Below are 15,908 nucleotides of genomic sequence, written 5' to 3'. Positions count from 1 at the left end.
GGTTAGTGGCGATCGCGAGCGCGGCGCAGCCGGGTGACGCGGGTCGCCACCATGGGGCTAGTCGGCTTCCCGCTTGGCTTCGACCTGCTTCTCAACTTCTCGCCAATAACCCGGTGCGGGACGTGGCTTTCCGGTGCCGCCTTTGGCGGCGTTTGCGATGATGGAGTCCGCCTCGTCGATGTCCTTCATCAATTCCAGCGCGAATTCGCGTTCGGCGGCGTAGTACTTGGCGGCCCAGCGCAGCGCAATGACTGAATACGCCCACGCGGGCTCCGCCTCGGCCCCTTCGGCGTCCTCGACCGCTTTGCGATGCCGTGCCTCGGTGTACGCGACGTGCTCCTGCAGCAGTTCCTTGAGCCGGGCCGGGTTGCTGAGATGACCGAACGTCACCCGCAGCAGGACACTGTGCTTGAGCACCGGCGGGTCCACCGGGGCGTTGTTGGTCCAGTCGGTCACGGCGGCCATGCCGGCCGGTGTGATCTTGTAGAGCCGGCGGCTGCGGGTGCCCTCGTCGCGGTCGACACGCGAGGTGACCAGACCCAGGCCCTCGAGCTTCTTGAGCTCCGTGTAGATCTGGCTGTACGACGGACTCCAGTAGTAGAGGTCGACGCTCCAATCGATCCACTTCTTGAGGTCGTATCCCGAGATTTCCTCTTCGTAGGACATCATTCCGAGCAGCGCCCAGCTCGTGGCGGCGAGTGTCGCCTTCGTCGGGCTTGCGCCGGGGGCGTCCATCCGGCCAGGTTAGCAATACCGCGCGCCGGCTCGCGTGACATCGACCGCTGGCCGGGACACCCGCGTGGCGCCCCTTTCGGACTATCGACACGGTACCTGACTGTGCACCACCCGGCGGGCGATCTCTGCCACCGGCGTGTTGGACTCCTGCGAGAGCCGCTTGAGCAACTCGAAAGCCGCGGCGGCATCGATGTTCAGGCGCTCGACGAGGAAGCCCTTGGCCTGGCCGATCAGGTCCCGCCGTAGTGCCGTTAGATCTCGTCCAGGACCACCGGGTAGCGACCCATCGCCGAGGCCGTTTGAACGTGTGTTCGGCGACCGATGGCCGTGATGCCGACGTACCGGGCCGTGGGCACGGTGCGGGCGGCCCGTTGGGCGATCTGGTCGAGAACCGCGCGGATGTCCGCGGACATCTGATGTTGTAGGCCACGCACCCACTCGGCCAACTGTCGCAGGGTGGCCTGCGCGGGTGCCGGGGCTTCGTGCAGATCCGTTACGCCTGAATCCAACCCCCGACGCCCGACATTCAATTGCTGTTCAACGAACCTCGAACCCGAGAGCGTGGCGAGAAGCCATAGATACCCGATTCCTCATCGGAACCGCGACCCCCGCTTGCCAACCCAGAGCACCGCCGCCCCGGCGCCGGCCAGCCAGACTCCGACCGCGGTGCCCAGATGCACCAAGCACTTGGTGTCGCGCCCGAATATCGGCCAGATGAGCTTGGGCACGTCGCTCCACAGGACGCGAATGCTCGATCCCGCCCATCGGGTCGGCGACGTAGTACAGCGCATACGGCAGCGCCACGGCGAACAACCATCCGGCGGTGCGCCAACCGTCCTGCCGCCTCCGCCTCCGCCACCGCCGGAACAGGGGCTTGACGCTGACCGGGTGCAGCACCGAGATCAGGCTGCAGACGCACAGCCAGGACACGATCGGCACAGCGAAGGTGGGGACGATGATCGCCAGGCGGGCAGGCGTTCCCAGCCACAGCGTCAACGCCACCGCCGCCGTCAGGGTGGGCAGCCCGACGATCACGAGCAAAGCGAGGTTCTTGATCATCAGCAGCCGCCAGAACGGCACCCCGTCGCGAGACCCCGGCGGACGCGGTGGTGGTCGGCGCCGAGAAGATTGGGGATGGTGACCTCGGCCAGGATGAACGAGGAGAAGTAGGTGTCCACCATCACCATCCAGCCGTAATGGCGGCCCGGAGGCGGCGTGAGCGGCTGCACGGCAGCACCCGCGGCACGGTCCAGGCGCGGGGTCACGCGCCCGGGAAGTTCACGTCTTTCGTGACCGACTCCCACTCGTCGATCGACGCCGTCGTCGCGGCGATCTTGTCGCGCATCGCCTTGATGACGTCGCGGCCCAACAGCAGCCGCAGCGGTGGTTCGTCGAGCCCGGTCACCATGAGCACCGCCTCGGCCACCTTGCGCGGATCCCCGGGCAGATGGTCGGCGAACTGTTTGATCAGGTCTTTGCGCGCCGCCACGTCGGCGTAGTCGGCGATCGGGGTGCCCGACTCCTTCATCGACCGCGTCGCCCAATCGGTGCGGAAGGCGCCCGGCTCGATGGCGGTCACCTTGATGCCCAACGGCCGCACCTCGGTGGCCAGCGCCTCGGTCAGCGCCTCCAGCGCGAACTTCGTCGACGAGTAGTAGGCGTTGGGCGGGTTGGCCACCAGGCCGGTCATCGACGAGATGTTGACGATGTGACCCGAGCCGCGGGCGCGCATCGCCGGCAACACCGCCTTGATCATGTCGACGGCGCCGAAGTAGTTGACGTCAAACAACTTCCGGACCTCGACGTCCTCGCCTTCCTCGACCGCGGACAGGTAGCCGTGACCGGCGTTGTTGACCAGGACGTCGATCCCGCCGAACGCCTCGCCGGCCGCGGTCACCGCCGCCGCGATCTGGGTCGGGTCGGTCACGTCGAGGGCGAGGGCCAACGCCCGGTCGCCGAACTCGTCGACGAGATCGGCCACCGACTCGGCCCGGCGCGCGGTCACCGCCACGCTGTGGCCCTCGGCGAGAGCGGCGCGGGCGATCTCGCGCCCGAAGCCGGTGGAGCACCCGGTGATCAGCCAGCGCGCCATCTCTAGGCCGTCCCTTCCGGTAGGCGACGCAAATACGCCGCGCGCCGCTCGGCGAGCTGGGCCGCCCGCTGCTGCGGGCTCACCCGCGCCAGGTGCGGCACTTCGGAGTCGAGCCGGTCGAGCTTGACGACCCTGCCGCGCGCGCCCAGGGTCTCTCGCGGACCGGCCTCGCCGAACTCGGCCATCCGCAGCGTCAGGATGCCCTCGCGCAGCCCGTCGGAGTCGATCCAGTTCGCGACGCCGGGATCGGACGGCGCGATCACGTAGGTGTAGGTGCCGTCCTCGTTGGTCACCGACTGCGCCTTGTTCAGGCTGCCGGTGCGGTCCACGATGTCCAGGGTGGTGCCCCAGATGTTGCTCAGCGGCACGGTGAAGTACTCGGCGCCACCGTCATCGAGGTCGACGACGAAGGCCTCGTCCTCGGCGAGGTCGAAGCGTCCCATCACATACACCTGGTTGCGCATCGCGCCGACCTTGTCGGCCGACCAGGCCAGGTCGAAATGGTTGGGCGGCATCTTGTACACGCCGTGGCTGAGTTTCCCGGTGAAGTCGGCGAAGTAGGCCATCATCGCCGCGGTCGCCTCGGCCTGCTCGTCGAGCGTGCGCGCCGCCGCGCCCGGTGGGCCGCCGAGCCGTTCGACGCTGAGATGGTTCGGGTCATCGCGGCCCCAGTCCAGCAGCACGTCGCGGATGTAGAACTCATGTGCCGCAGGCGAAGTCTGCACATGGTTGGGGCGCCCGCCGGCGGGTTCCGCGTCGACGGTGATGGTGAAGCTGCCGTCGGAGTCCACCGCCATGGTCCGGCCGTTGAGCACGTTCAGGGTGCCCATGCGGGCATCCCAGAGCGTGAAGTAGTTCTCCGTCATGCGGTGCTCACCGACCCGGCCGCGGATCTCGTAGCGCTCGTCCCCGGAGATCGGGATCACCCGGTACACGCTGTCGGGATTGTCGATGCCCCAACGGGATCCGGGGATACGGCGGCCGTTCACGGGGTGGGCCAGCCGGGTGATGCAGCTGACCTTGGGCCGCAACTTGTCCTGGTTGGACGACCACACCGCCGCCGAGAACATCACCTCGGCGAAGGAGTCGTCGAACCGCGCCCGCATGGCGGCCGACGCCTTGGCCCGTCCCAGCCAGGTCTCGGCAACGGTGCGGTAGGCCGCCTTGACTTCTGCGTGCTCGATCAGCTCCAGCGCCGCCAGTTCCTGTTCGTGCTGAGATGTTGTCGCGATCGGGTCATCGGGCATGCACCGCTCCTCACTGGTACCGAAACCGCTTGTTGTACAACGTGAAACGCTCGTCGACCTGCTCTGGCCGCAGGCCGTAGTCCGCCAGGTCGTAGGGCGGTCGCGGCGCCTCGCGGGGACGCTCGGCCAGCCAGCGCCGCATCGCGGTCTCCGCCGCGGCGGTCAACGGCAACCCGACGTCGTCGTAGACGCGGGCGACCTGGCCGATCGGGTCGGCCACGGCGTCGTCGAACGCGATGTCGGTGACGCGCGCGGCGTCGTCGGTCCACCCGTCGCGGACCGCCATCGCACGGTCGTTGGTCCAGCCCATGCGCTGCAACCACTCCGCGCCCACCCGGTGGGGGTCGACGGTGTCGGCGTGCATCGCGTGCAGGGTCGCGTTCAGGCCGGCCCCCGACGCGATCGTGGTGCGCGGGTCGCGGTGCATGTGCACGATGTGCAGATCCGGGAATCGGGCGCGCAGCAGGTCCAGGTAGCCCAGATGCGCCGGCGACTTGAGCACCCAGCGCTCCCCGGCCGTCCCGGCCCGGCGCTTCTGCCACTGCAGGAACTGCAGCATCCGGTACAGGTAGTCGTAGGCGGGCGTGAAATCCTGCTCGTCGATCCAGGACCGGTAGGCCGGAAGGTGCGCACCGGATTCGGGCACGTGCGACAGGAAAGCGTCAGCCAGGAAGACGATCTCCTCCTCGGCCTCCCGGGCGTACATCGGGTGGATGGCGAACAGTTCCGGCGCCAGTTCCCGGGACTTGGCCTCCCGGGCTTCGGCCACCGCGATGCGGGGATCGACACCGGAGAACCGGTCGTCGAGACGCGGCGCGACCTCCACGACCTCCCAGCCTTGGGCGCAGTGGAAACGCGGGTCGGCGGCCAGCAGTCGCTGCAGCAGGGTGGTGCCGCTGCGCATCATGCCCACCACGACGACGGGCGCGACCACCCGCTCGTCGAGGATCTCGGGGTGGCGGCGGAGCCATTCCAGGGCACGCAACCGCATGCGCAGGCTGTGCACGATGCCCGACCGCAGGATGTGGGCCCCGACGGCGTTGAGGTCGGCATGGGCGTAGTCGGCCAGCAGCACGCCCAGCGGGCGTTCGAAATCCCCCGGCCCCCAGTCGGTCAGGGCCTCCTTGCGCTGCGCGTCGGCCAGCACGCCGGCGGCATCGAAGGCGTCCGGGTGGGGCACGGGCTCAGAACTTCAGGTGCCGGCTGACGTCGCCGACCTGGTCGACGAACATCGTGCGGGTGTCGAACCACCACGCCCCGTCGACCCGGTGAAAGGTGTCCTTGTAATGCCCGGTCACGATCACCTGCAGCGGCAGCTCGGGAGTGGCCTGGGTGACGCAGTAGTAGGACGTGCTGCGGGCGGTCCCGCCGGCCTCGTCGATGTGTAGTTGCACGTTGCTGGTGTTGTGTTTGGTCTTGGGGGTGCCGTCCTCGTAGATGCGGGTGGCCATCTCGTACATCTTCCGCACGCCGGCCGATCCGGTGAACACCGTCTCGGGCGGGCCGTTCTCGACTCCGCAGATGCGGCCGTGGGCGAAAAGGCCCGCGACGGCGTCGAGGTCACCGGCGTCGATAAGTTCGGCGTAGCGGTAGATCAGGTTGGTGATCTCAATGGCGCTGTCATTCACTCGGGCTCGCTCCTGCCTGGTGACCGTCGCAGACCATCGTGGCAGAGCCGGCCTTACTTTCATAGAACCAACCATTACTCTGATCGCGTGGCAGCACCGTGGACGCCGGGCCGGCTCGGCGACCTGACCGGCAAGCGGGTGATCGTGACCGGCGCGACCAACGGCGTCGGCCTGGGCACGACGCGCGCCCTGGCCAGGGCCGGCGCCCACGTGATCCTGGCTGTGCGCAACACCGAACTCGGCGACGTCGACATCCTGGTCAACAACGCCGGCACCCTGACCGACCACCGCACCGAGACCGCCGACGGATTCGAGACGACGCTGGCCACCAACCTGCTCGGACCGTTCGCCCTGACCAACCTGCTGCTGCCGCGGGTGCGCTCGCAGATCATCAACGTCGGCTCCGACGCGCACTGCATCAGCGAACCCCTGCCGCCGGGCAACTACGTCGGGGTCAGCGGCCGGTTCGGACTGCGCGGCGGCCCCGTCCTGATCGGCCGCACGGAGCTGGCGTGCGACTACGACACGGCCGCCCGCCTGGTGGCGTTCGCCGAAAAGGCAACCAGCACAACGATGGAGATCTAGCCATGGGTGAACCCGAGCGGGAACTCGCGAACACCGTCGCCGTCGTCACCGGCGCGGGGCGCGGCCAGGGACGCAGCCACGCCGTGGCGCTGGCCGGGCAGGGCGCCGACATCATCGCCGTGGACCTGTGCGCCGACATCGACGCGATCCCCTACCCGCTGGCCACCAAAGCCGACCTCGACGAGACCGTGCGACTGGTCCGGGCCGCGGGCGGCAGGGCGGTGCCCGTCGTCGCCGACGTCCGCGACCTCGAACAGCTGGAGGCCGGGGTGCGCGCCGGCGTCGACGAACTCGGCGAGATCGACATCGTCATCGCCAACGCCGGAGTGGTGGCGATCGGCGACACCCAGACCCGCGCCGAACCGATCTTCGACGCGATCGTCGACACCAACCTCAAGGGCGTGTGGAACACGCTGGTGGCGACGGTGCCGTCGATCGTCCGCAAGGGCCGTGGCGGATCGGTCGTCCTGGTCAGCTCGTCGCAGGGCCTGACCGGCCGGGGCGGGGACGGCAGCGCCGCCATGTTCGCCTATGCCGCCTCCAAGCACGGCGTGGTCGGGCTGATGCGTTCGGCGGCCAATGCGTATGCGCCGCACAAGATCCGGGTCAACTCGGTGCATCCGGGCGGCGTCGCGACCCCGATGATCCTCAACGACTTCGTCGTCAGACAGATGACAGAGAATCCAAACCCCGCCCTCTCCCAGACCCTGCTACCCGACGCGTCCCTCGTCGAGCCGCAGGACGTCACCGACGCCGTGCTGTGGCTGGTCGGCCCCCGGGCGCGCTACGTGACGGGTGTGTCGATACCCGTGGACGCCGGTCACGTCGTCATGTAGCCACCAACGCCCCCGGACGGCTTACTAGAACGTGTTACAGTTTGCCGATCGCGGCCGCCGGCACGGGTATCCCGGCGTCGCGCCGAGGAGGCCACGCATGAATTGCGCTGTCGGCGAGCGCGTTCAGTCGCGCCGATGAACACGATGACGAAGTCGCGGTCGCTCGCCGTCATCGGCGTCGCCTACGCCACCGCCGTCGCCGTCGCCGCCGCCTGGCTGGCCTGGGGGACGACGACGGGCAGGCTGTGGTTGGACACCCTCGTGGCCGACGTCCTGGCGACGGCGGTGGTGTTCGCCTTCAGTCGCGGATTCCGTAACTCGAGCTGCTACGACGCCTATTGGAGCGTCATCCCGCCGCTGCTGACGTTCTACTGGTGGAGCCAGGCGGGCACGGATCGCCCGCGCTGCTGGCTCGTCGCGGCGCTCGTCCTGGTGTGGGCGGTGCGGCTGACCGCCAACTGGGTCTACGGATTCCCGGGACTGCACCACGAAGACTGGCGCTACCAGATGTTCCGGCAGCGGGCCGGAAAGCGGGAATTCGCCGTCGATCTGGTCGCCATACACCTCATCCCGACCCTGCAGGTCTTCGCGGGCATGCTACCGGTCTACGTCTGCGTGACGCGTCGAGGCGGTGACCTCGGATGGCTCACGGCGGTCGCGTTCGCGGTCGGTGTCGCGGCGGTGGCCTTCGAGTCCGTCGCCGATGTGCAGCTGCACCGGTTCGTGCGCAGCCGCCGGCCCGGCGATGTGATGGACCGCGGGCTGTGGCGGTGGTCGCGGCACCCGAACTACTTCGGCGAGTTCGCCTTCTGGGTCGCCCTGGCGCTGTTCGGCGTCGCGGCCGCCCCGGCGGACGCGTGGTGGCTGTTCGGCGGTGCGCTGGCAATGCTCGCGATGTTCCTGGGCGCCAGCATCCCGATGATGGAACAGCGCAGCCTGCAACGCCGGCCGGACTACCAGCGCGTCATCGACCGGGTCTCGCGATTCGTGCCGACGCCGCCGCACCGGGCCGCGACATGACCCGACGGCGCGTCGTGATCGCCGGGCTGGGCGACGTCGGTGTGCTGACCGCGATCCGGCTGTCCCGCCACGCCGACGTCACCGGGATCTCGGTCAAACCCGGCCTGGTCAGCGGCCAGGAACTCGGTGTGCGGCTCTCCCGCCCCGCGGACTGGGCCCGCGACTACTGGATCCCGTTCGACCGGTTCCGCCGCCTGGAATCGGTGCGCACGATCCAGGCCACGCTTACCGGGCTGGACCTGGCGGCCCGCACGGTCGCGGGCCGGCGCGAGGATGGCACGCCGGTCGCCGTGGAGTACGACGCGCTGGTCATCTCCACCGGGGTGACCAACGGGTTCTGGCGCCGGCCCACGCTGCAGTCGGCCACCGAGATCGGGGCGGACCTGCGCGCCGCGCACGCCCGGCTCGCCGCCGCCGGATCGGTGATCGTCGTGGGTGGCGGCGTGGCCGCGGTCAGCAGCGCCGCCAACATGGCGACCAGCTGGCCCGGCAAGCGCATCGACCTCTACTTCCCCGGCCAGCGAGCCCTGCCCGCCTACCACCCCCGAACCTGGCGGCGCATCCAGACCCGGCTGACCGACCTCGGCGTCGGCCTGCATCCGGGGCACCGGGCCGAGATTCCCGACGGGTTCGCCGGCGACGAGATCACCGCCGACCCGGTCCGGTGGAGCACCGGGCAGCCTCCGGCTTCCGCCGCCGCGGTGCTGTGGGCGATCGGACGGGTACGGCCCAACACCGGCTGGCTGCCACCCGAACTGCTCGACGAGCACGGCTTCGTGCGCGTGACGCCGGAACTGCGGGTGCCCGGTCAGCGGGGTGTGTTCGCCGTCGGCGACGTCGCGGCCACCGACCCGCTGCGCAGCTCGGCCCGCAACCGTGGGGACGCGCTGGTGGCCCGCAACGTCCGCGCCGAATTCGCGGGCCGGCGCCTGCGCGGCTACCGGGCGCCGGGCCGGCGGTGGGGCTCGCTGCTGGGGATCCAGCCCGACGGGCTGGAGGTGTTCTTGCCGAGCGGGCAGGCCTTCCGCTTGCCGCCGTGGTCGGTGGAGCGGGTGGTGATGCCGGGATTGGTCCGGTGGGGCATGTACCGCGGGGTCCGCGCGAACGACCCGCTCGGCTAAGCGACGCGGCTCGGGCGCGGCACGGCGACCATCGCGTCAATGCGGTTCCGGCCGGCTCAGAACGGGAAGACTGGGCGGGTGAGCAAACCTGGAGTCGAGGCGTTCGAGAAGCTGGTGGCGCAGCTGAACTATCCGATGTTCGTCGTCACCACGGCAGCCGACGGTGTGTCGGCGGGCTGCCTGGTGGGCTTCGCCAGCCAGACCAGCATCCATCCGCCACGCTTCCTGGTGGGCCTGTCCAAGCGCAACCACACGTTCCGGGTGGCCGGTGGCGCCACGCACCTGGCGGTCCACGTGTTCGACCGCGAGCATCTCGACGTCGTCGAGCTGTTCGGCGGGCAGACCGGCGACGAGATCGACAAATTCGAGCGGTGCTCCTGGCACCGCGGCCCCGCGGACCTGCCCGTCCTCGACGAGGCGGCCGCCTGGTTCGCCGGCAAGATCCTGGACCGGTTCACCCTGGGCGACCACGTCGGGCACCTGCTGGAGCCGGTGGACGGCAGCGCGCCGCACGACCTGGAACGCTGGGTGTCCTTCGGCGACGTCCGGGACCTGCGGCCGGGCCACGAGGCCTGACCGGTGGGCTGTCCCCGGGTGGGCGCCGTCGACGGCGTCGCCGAGCTGGCCGCCTGCTACGCCGAACCCCCCGACGGCGTGCGCGCCAACATGATCTTCAGCGCCGATGGCGCCGCGGCGTTCGGCGGTCGCGCGGGCCCCCTGTCGTGCCCCACCGATCAGCGGCTGCTGAGGACTCTGCGCGCCTTCGCCGACGTGGTGCTGGTCGGCGCCGGCACCGCGCGCGCCGAGAACTACGGCCCGGTGCGGCTGACCGAGGCGCAGCGAGCCGGCCGGCACGCCGAGGGACGCCCGGACCCGCCCCCGGTCGCCGTGGTCAGCCGCAGCGGTGACCTGCCGTCCCGGCTTTTGGACGAGCCCGACCGGCCACCGATCCTGCTCACCTGCGCACGCTCCGCCGCACGGCTGCACCACGACCGACGCCTCCGGGTGCTGGTCGCCGGCGAGGATTCGGTCGACGTGACGCGGGCCCTTGACCTGCTGCGCGAACAAGGCATGCGCCGCATCCTGTGCGAGGGCGGACCCACGCTGCTCGACGAGCTGGTGGAGGCCGACGCACTCGCCGAGTTCTGCGTGACCCTGGCCCCCAGCCTCGCCGCGAGTCAGCCGGTGGGTCGGCGGCTGCCGTCGCGGCTGCCCGCGCCGGTCGCTATGCGGCTCGAGCACGCCCTGGTACGCGAGGGCTACCTGTACCTGAAGTACCGCCGTTGACGGCGGTCGGGCTATCACTCGGCGTGCAGACGGACAAGCCGCTTCCTATGATGGCGGCGGAACTTGCGACGCATCGCCTGCACCGCATCGTCTTCAGTCCATCGCCGTTCACATTCTCCGAGTTCGTAGAGGAGGACCAGCGGCCAGGTGAGCAGTTCACACGACCACGACGCCTACCGGAATCTGGCGGTGAATCGGTTGCGGCCCGACGAGCTTCAGTGGGCGCTGAACCACGATGCCGTGCACGGGATCGCCTACGCGTTCCGCCATCCCGTGGCCGTCGCCGAATCCAGCGACGATCCGGCAGACGACAGGAAGACCTACCTGGTGCGGATCAGGCGCGACGACCTGGCCAGGGCGCTGGGCAAGATCAACGACTGGATCGTCGCAAACCCGGGCAAGGCCGGGATGCAGGCGTACGGATTTGTCAGGGCGCTCTCCCGGGAGGGGCTGAGCGAACGCGGAGCCGACGACGAGGAGTGACGCTAGAGGATGTAGAGCATCTCCTGGTAGGTCGGCAGCGGCCACAGGTCGTCGGCCACGACGCCTTCCAAGGTGTCGGCGGCGGTGCGCACCGCCTCCATCGCCGGCAGCAACGCCCGTTGGGCATGCCTGGCCTCGTCGAGCGCCGAGGCCCCCGAGTGCTCCGACAGCGCCACCCGCAGCGTCGCCAGCGCCCCCTCGAGGTCGGCCAATGGTTCCGAAACCGATTGCAGTGCAACCATACTCGGCTCCATACCGGCGGCCTTCACGGTGGCGACGTTCTGCGCGAGCTCGGTCTGGTAGCGGATCGCGGCCGGCAGGATGACCGTCGTCCCGATCTCGAGCGTGAGCTTGGCCTCGACCCCGATGGTCAGCGCGTACTGCTCGAGGCGCACCTCGTAACGGCTGTGCAGCTCGCGGTCGCTGAACACGCCGTACTTCGCGAACACCTCCACCGCCTCCGGCTTGATCAGCTCCGGGATGGCGTCCAGCGTGGTCTTGAGGTTGGGCAGGCCCCGTTCGGCCGCCTCGATCTGCCAGTTCTCCGAATAGCCGTCGCCGTTGAACACCACCGCGCCGTGTTCGGTGATGATCTCGGTGAGCAGCTTCTGCACCGCCGCGTCGAAGTTCTCGCCGTCCGCGGAGTCTTCCATGGCCTTCTCCAAAATGGTGGCCATGTAGTCGAACGAGTCCGCCATGATCGTGTTGAGGACGATCATCGGCACCGCGACCGTCTGCCCGGAGCCCGGTGCCCGGAACTCGAACCGGTTGCCGGTGAACGCGAACGGGCTGGTGCGGTTGCGGTCCCCCGGATCGGTCGGCAGCGGGGGCAGCGTGTCGACACCGATGATCATGGTGCCCTTGCCTTTTGACGAGGTGGCCGCGCCCTTCGCGATCTGCTCGAACACATCGGCGAGCTGTTCGCCGAGGAAGATCGAGATGATCGCGGGCGGCGCCTCGTTGGCGCCGAGGCGATGGTCGTTGGTGGCCGAGGCGACCGAGACCCGCAGCAGGCCCGCGTACTTGTGCACGGCGCGGATCACCGCGGCGCAGAACACCAGGAACTGGGCGTTGTCGTGGGGGGTGTCGCCGGGCACCAGCAGCGAGCCCAGCTCGGCGTTGCCCACCGAGAAGTTGACGTGTTTGCCCGACCCGTTGACCCCGGCGAACGGCTTCTCGTGGAACAGGCATTCCATGCCGTGCTTTTTGGCCAGCGTCTTGAAAACCGTCATCAGCAGCTGCTGGTGGTCGGAGGCCAGGTTGGCCCGCTCGAACATCGGCGCCACCTCGAACTGGCCGGGCGCCACCTCGTTGTGCCGGGTCTTGGCGGGAATGCCGAGTTTGAACAGCTCCCGCTCGGTGTCCATCATGAAGCCCAGGACGCGTTCGGGGATCGCGCCGAAGTAATGGTCGTCGAACTCCTGCCCCTTGGGCGGCCTGGCGCCGAACACGGTGCGGCCCGCGTTGACCAGGTCCGGGCGCGCGAGGAAGAAGTGCCGGTCGACCAGGAAGTACTCCTGCTCGGGCCCGCAGAACGACACCACCTTCCCGGGGTCGGAGTGGCCGAACAGCTTCAGGATGCGCTCGGCGTGGGTGCCCATGGCCTGTTGGCTGCGCAGCAGCGGCGTCTTGTAGTCGAGCGCCTCGCCGGTCATCGACACGAACACGGTCGGGATGCACAGCGTGTTGCCGTTGGGGTTTTCCAGGATGTAGGCCGGGCTGGTCACGTCCCAGCCGGTGTAACCGCGCGCCTCGAAGGTGCTGCGCAGCCCGCCCGAGGGGAAGCTGGAGGCGTCGGGTTCGCCCTGGATCAGCGTCTTGCCGGCGAACTCGGCCATCGTCTGTCCGTCCGAGACGGGTTCTAGGAAGCTGTCGTGCTTTTCGGCGGTGAGGCCGGTCATCGGGTAGAAGACGTGGGCGTAGTGGGTGGCGCCGCGCTCCAGCGCCCAGTCCTTCATGGCGACCGCCACCGCGTCGGCGACGGCGGGGTCGAGCCTGGCGCCCTTGTCGATCGTCGCCGCCACGGACCGGTACACCGATTTGGGCAGCCGGGCCTGCATCTCGGCCTTGGTGAACACGTTGCTGCCGAACATCCCGCCCGGGGTCTCGCCGGCCACGAAACTGACCGCGGGCGGGACGTATGCCTCGACGTTGTTGATCGCCTGCAGACGGACGAAGTTGCCGCTCAATGAAGTTCCTATCGCTGAGGGTCCGCGCTGCTCCGGTGTGGAAGACGGACCGCCTCACTGTAGGAAGCTTCGATGGCAAACGTGTTACGCCGATGTCAACGGCAGTTCGGCAACCGTTTCCAGCGTGCTTCGGGTGCGCGGCCGTCTACACCAGATGTGCGCTGTCGTCGTGCAGGTCGTCGCGCTGCAGAGCCATCGGGGTGACGACGGGAACGTCCCCGGCGGCGACCACGGTGCGCGCGATCGGGGTGAGCGCCCGGAACAGCGCTTCGACCTCGTCGTCGCCGAGCGCCTCGAGCGCCGAGAGGGACAGGGTGTCCGTCGCCGCCTCGATGCGGCCTTTCAGATCCCGGCCTGCGTCGGTGAGCGCCCCGTCGTCGTCGAGCAGGCCCCGCTCGGCCAGCCGCTGTTCATGGTGCCGCCACGCCGCCTCGTCGTAGTCGCGGGTGGCGGCAATCACGTCGCGCGGGATCCTCCCGGCCGCCGCGTGCAGCACGTTAGATTCGCGCCCGGACACACCCGCGGCGGCCAGCACCGCCACGTGCGCGTCACCGCGCTGCTCCCGCAGCAGCGTGGCCGCGTGCCACAACGCGGCCAGCGGGTCGTCCGGCCACGGCAGGGCGCGGTTCGCGGCGAACAGCGGCCGCGCGTCGAGCGGCGCCCGCCGCGCCGCCTTAGCTGCGAATTCCGCGGCCACGGCGACGTTTTCGTCCGCGCTCAGCCCGTAGCGCCGCAGCGCCGCCACGGCGGAGTCCTCGCGTGCGCGCAGCGCGTCGTGCGGGCCGGCCATCTCCCAGGCCGCCGGCAGCGCCTTGGCGACCCGCTCGTGGGCGAAGTTGTAGAAGATCGCGGTCACCACCTCCGGTGACACCGGGCCCAGCGGCGCCGAACGGGCGGCGAAGTAGCCCATCCAGAACCCCCGGTAACCCAGCCCGTCCAACGCCGCCCGCGCCTCCGGCGCGAAGTACGTCACCGCGTGCACCGGCTCGAAACGGTCGAAGAAGCGTCGCGCCAATTCCGGGTCTCTGGGCATGGCCGCAGTCAATCAGACGCGCCGCCCCCACGGACCGGTGCGTCCCCCGCGCCGGCCGGTTCGTCCTCGTCCTCGGCGTCGATCACGGTCAACGGCATGGCGAGGTCTTCGAGCGAACGTTGTTCGGCGGCGACACCGAGCCACAGTTCGACCAGCCCGGCGACGGCCATCACCGCCGCCCCAATGAGGAACGACCACACTACCTCGCCGCGCTGCCCGGAGTTGATCAGCTGCCCGAACAGCAACGGGCCGGTGATGCCGCCGATCGCGGTGCCCATCGCGTAGAAGAAGGCGATCGCCAGCGCCCTGGTCTCCATCGGGAAGATCTCGCTGACGGTCAGGTAGGCTGCGCTCGCGCCCGCCGACGCGAGGAAGAAGGCCGCCGCGAGCACGGCGATGAAGGCCCACACGCCGCCGGTCCCGGTCACGAACAACACCGCGAGGCCGGCCACGACGACCGCGGAACCGATGTAGGACATCGTGATCATCGGTTTGCGGCCGACGGAGTCGAACAGATGCCCCAGCAGCAGCGGGCCGAGAAAGTTGCTGAGGGCCCACACGACGAAGAACAGCGGCACCGTTCCGGAGGGGACGTCGTAGAAGTCGCTCAACAGCGTGCCGAGGTTGAAGGTGACGCCGTTGTAGAGGAACGCCTGCCCGATGAACAGCGCCAGCCCCAGCACCGCACGCCCGGGGTAGAGCGTGAACGCCACCTTGGCGATCTCTACGAAGGAGATCGCCTTGCGCTGGCGGATTTTGAGCGGCCGCCCCTGCGGCTCGGGCAGCGGTTCGCCCGTTTCCTGGCGAACGTCGGCCTCGATGTCTCCGACGATGCGCTCGGCCTCCTGCTCGCGGCCATGGATGAACAACCAGCGGGGGCTCTCGGGGACGTTGCGCCGGACCAGCAGGACGAAGATGCCGAAGATGGCGCCGATGCCGAAGGCGAGCCGCCAGCCGATGTCGACCGGGAAGTGGGCGGTGTCGAGCAGGACCAGAGCCCCGGCGGCCCCCGCGGCCGATCCGACCCAGTATGTCCCGTTGATGACCAGGTCCACGCGACCGCGCACCCGCGCGGGGATCAGCTCGTCGATCGCCGAGTTGATCGCGGCGTATTCGCCGCCGATGCCGGCGCCGGTGAAGAAGCGCGCGACGAAGAAATACCAGGGCACAAACGCGAATGCGGTGGCCACGGTGGAGATCAGGTAGAGCACCAGGGTCAGCATGAACAGGTTGCGCCGCCCGAAGCGGTCCGTCAGGTGACCGAAGAACAGCGCGCCCGCGCAGGCACCGGTGATGTAGATCGCGGCCGCCACCCCGATCTGTGCTGCGTCGAGCCCGATGCCGCTGCCCTTTTCGGTGAGCCGGGCCGACACGTTGCCGACCATGGTGACCTCGAGCCCGTCGAGGACCCAGACGCCGCCCAGACCCAGCACCACGCGCCAGTGGAACCGCGACCACGGCAGCCGGTCGAGCCGCGCCGGCACCTGGGTCGTGATGGTCCCGGTCTGCGCGCCTGTGCTCATCTGTGCTCCGTTCTGGGTTCGACGGGATCGGCCGTCCGTCGGCCGCCGCAAACGCAGGGTTCCCAAGTTACTGACCCCGCACCCAGGTTGCCCGGTGCGGGCTCGCCGGGACTATCGGGCAGGACGGAC

Annotated in this window: 16 protein-coding genes and 2 pseudogenes; 7 read left to right on the top strand and 11 right to left on the bottom strand. The window is 69.4% G+C overall.

Annotated features, from left to right (window positions below; genetic code table 11):
* Positions 1 to 57 precede the first annotated feature (57 nt).
* The 8 genes and pseudogenes from AB8998_RS13415 to AB8998_RS13380 all read right to left on the bottom strand — a co-directional run bounded on the left by AB8998_RS13415 (position 58) and on the right by AB8998_RS13380 (position 5,702).
* The gene (locus tag AB8998_RS13415) at positions 58 to 735 is read right to left on the bottom strand and encodes a PadR family transcriptional regulator (protein ID WP_369738378.1); all 678 of its coding nucleotides are present in this window, start codon (positions 733 to 735) and stop codon (positions 58 to 60) included.
* An 81-nt stretch (positions 736 to 816) separates the two neighbouring features.
* A pseudogene (locus AB8998_RS13410) lies at positions 817 to 975 on the bottom strand (ANTAR domain-containing protein); the annotation flags it as partial.
* 11 nt (positions 976 to 986) lie between these two features.
* Positions 987 to 1,181 (bottom strand): hypothetical protein, encoded by a 195-nt coding sequence (locus AB8998_RS13405; RefSeq protein WP_369741833.1) that lies wholly within the window; start codon positions 1,179 to 1,181, stop codon positions 987 to 989.
* Positions 1,182 to 1,325: 144 nt separating this feature from the next.
* A pseudogene (locus AB8998_RS13400) lies at positions 1,326 to 2,039 on the bottom strand (hypothetical protein).
* Positions 1,997 to 2,827 carry an oxidoreductase gene (locus AB8998_RS13395; RefSeq protein ID WP_369738377.1) on the bottom strand — a complete coding sequence of 277 codons (831 nt, stop codon included), beginning with the start codon at positions 2,825 to 2,827 and terminating at the stop codon, positions 1,997 to 1,999. Before AB8998_RS13395 ends, AB8998_RS13400 begins: the two are co-directional and overlap by 43 nt.
* 2 nt (positions 2,828 to 2,829) lie before the next feature.
* Positions 2,830 to 4,074 (bottom strand): hypothetical protein, encoded by a 1,245-nt coding sequence (locus tag AB8998_RS13390; RefSeq protein WP_369738376.1) that lies wholly within the window; start codon positions 4,072 to 4,074, stop codon positions 2,830 to 2,832.
* A gap of 10 nt (positions 4,075 to 4,084) precedes the next feature.
* Positions 4,085 to 5,254, bottom strand: a complete 1,170-nt coding sequence (locus AB8998_RS13385) for a sulfotransferase family protein (RefSeq protein ID WP_369738375.1) — start codon at positions 5,252 to 5,254, stop codon at positions 4,085 to 4,087.
* A 4-nt stretch (positions 5,255 to 5,258) separates the two neighbouring features.
* A complete protein-coding gene (locus tag AB8998_RS13380; RefSeq protein ID WP_369738374.1) occupies positions 5,259 to 5,702 on the bottom strand; it encodes a nuclear transport factor 2 family protein in 444 nt (147 codons plus the stop codon).
* 87 nt (positions 5,703 to 5,789) lie between these two features.
* Here AB8998_RS13380 and AB8998_RS13375 point away from each other — a divergent pair, with 87 nt between their 5' ends.
* The 7 genes from AB8998_RS13375 to AB8998_RS13345 all read left to right on the top strand — a co-directional run bounded on the left by AB8998_RS13375 (position 5,790) and on the right by AB8998_RS13345 (position 11,034).
* Complete coding sequence (locus AB8998_RS13375) at positions 5,790 to 6,287, top strand: SDR family NAD(P)-dependent oxidoreductase (RefSeq protein WP_369738373.1); 498 nt, start codon at positions 5,790 to 5,792, stop codon at positions 6,285 to 6,287.
* 2 nt (positions 6,288 to 6,289) lie between these two features.
* Entirely contained in the window at positions 6,290 to 7,123 is an 834-nt protein-coding gene (locus tag AB8998_RS13370) for a mycofactocin-coupled SDR family oxidoreductase (protein ID WP_369738372.1), read from the top strand.
* A gap of 135 nt (positions 7,124 to 7,258) precedes the next feature.
* Positions 7,259 to 8,143 (top strand): DUF1295 domain-containing protein, encoded by an 885-nt coding sequence (locus AB8998_RS13365; protein ID WP_369738371.1) that lies wholly within the window; start codon positions 7,259 to 7,261, stop codon positions 8,141 to 8,143.
* The gene (locus tag AB8998_RS13360; protein WP_369738370.1) at positions 8,140 to 9,264 is read left to right on the top strand and encodes an FAD-dependent oxidoreductase; all 1,125 of its coding nucleotides are present in this window, start codon (positions 8,140 to 8,142) and stop codon (positions 9,262 to 9,264) included. The genes AB8998_RS13365 and AB8998_RS13360 overlap by 4 nt, the downstream gene beginning before the upstream one ends.
* Positions 9,265 to 9,399: 135 nt before the next feature.
* Positions 9,400 to 9,840: a flavin reductase family protein gene (locus tag AB8998_RS13355; RefSeq protein WP_475582080.1), complete on the top strand. Its 441-nt coding sequence runs from the start codon at positions 9,400 to 9,402 to the stop codon at positions 9,838 to 9,840.
* A gap of 3 nt (positions 9,841 to 9,843) precedes the next feature.
* Positions 9,844 to 10,551 carry a pyrimidine reductase family protein gene (locus AB8998_RS13350; RefSeq protein ID WP_369738368.1) on the top strand — a complete coding sequence of 236 codons (708 nt, stop codon included), beginning with the start codon at positions 9,844 to 9,846 and terminating at the stop codon, positions 10,549 to 10,551.
* Positions 10,552 to 10,740: 189 nt separating this feature from the next.
* Entirely contained in the window at positions 10,741 to 11,034 is a 294-nt protein-coding gene (locus tag AB8998_RS13345; protein WP_369741556.1) for a hypothetical protein, read from the top strand.
* 2 nt (positions 11,035 to 11,036) lie between these two features.
* Here the strand turns inward: AB8998_RS13345 and AB8998_RS13340 are convergent, their stop codons facing one another.
* The 3 genes from AB8998_RS13340 to AB8998_RS13330 all read right to left on the bottom strand — a co-directional run bounded on the left by AB8998_RS13340 (position 11,037) and on the right by AB8998_RS13330 (position 15,779).
* Positions 11,037 to 13,223, bottom strand: a complete 2,187-nt coding sequence (locus AB8998_RS13340) for a glutamine synthetase III family protein (RefSeq protein WP_369738367.1) — start codon at positions 13,221 to 13,223, stop codon at positions 11,037 to 11,039.
* Positions 13,224 to 13,368: 145 nt separating this feature from the next.
* Positions 13,369 to 14,256, bottom strand: a complete 888-nt coding sequence (locus tag AB8998_RS13335) for an SCO6745 family protein (protein ID WP_369738366.1) — start codon at positions 14,254 to 14,256, stop codon at positions 13,369 to 13,371.
* Between the two features lie 8 nt (positions 14,257 to 14,264).
* Positions 14,265 to 15,779, bottom strand: coding sequence for an MFS transporter (locus AB8998_RS13330; protein WP_369738365.1), 1,515 nt, complete (start codon positions 15,777 to 15,779; stop codon positions 14,265 to 14,267).
* Positions 15,780 to 15,908: the final 129 nt, after the last annotated feature.

Source organism: Mycobacterium sp. HUMS_12744610 (assembly GCF_041206865.1).
GTDB classification, from domain to species: domain Bacteria; phylum Actinomycetota; class Actinomycetes; order Mycobacteriales; family Mycobacteriaceae; genus Mycobacterium; species Mycobacterium servetii.
Note: the sequence above shows the minus strand (reverse complement) of the source record. Positions and strands in the feature narration are given on the sequence as shown.

Coding starts and splice junctions, on each gene's coding strand:
- AB8998_RS13415 (WP_369738378.1), bottom strand. CDS start 735: ATGGACGCCCCCGGCGCAAGCCCGACGAAGGCGACACTCGCCGCCACG.
- AB8998_RS13395 (WP_369738377.1), bottom strand. CDS start 2,827: ATGGCGCGCTGGCTGATCACCGGGTGCTCCACCGGCTTCGGGCGCGAG.
- AB8998_RS13390 (WP_369738376.1), bottom strand. CDS start 4,074: ATGCCCGATGACCCGATCGCGACAACATCTCAGCACGAACAGGAACTG.
- AB8998_RS13370 (WP_369738372.1), top strand. CDS start 6,290: ATGGGTGAACCCGAGCGGGAACTCGCGAACACCGTCGCCGTCGTCACC.
- AB8998_RS13365 (WP_369738371.1), top strand. CDS start 7,259: ATGAACACGATGACGAAGTCGCGGTCGCTCGCCGTCATCGGCGTCGCC.
- AB8998_RS13360 (WP_369738370.1), top strand. CDS start 8,140: ATGACCCGACGGCGCGTCGTGATCGCCGGGCTGGGCGACGTCGGTGTG.
- AB8998_RS13355 (WP_475582080.1), top strand. CDS start 9,400: ATGTTCGTCGTCACCACGGCAGCCGACGGTGTGTCGGCGGGCTGCCTG.
- AB8998_RS13335 (WP_369738366.1), bottom strand. CDS start 14,256: ATGCCCAGAGACCCGGAATTGGCGCGACGCTTCTTCGACCGTTTCGAG.
- AB8998_RS13330 (WP_369738365.1), bottom strand. CDS start 15,779: ATGAGCACAGGCGCGCAGACCGGGACCATCACGACCCAGGTGCCGGCG.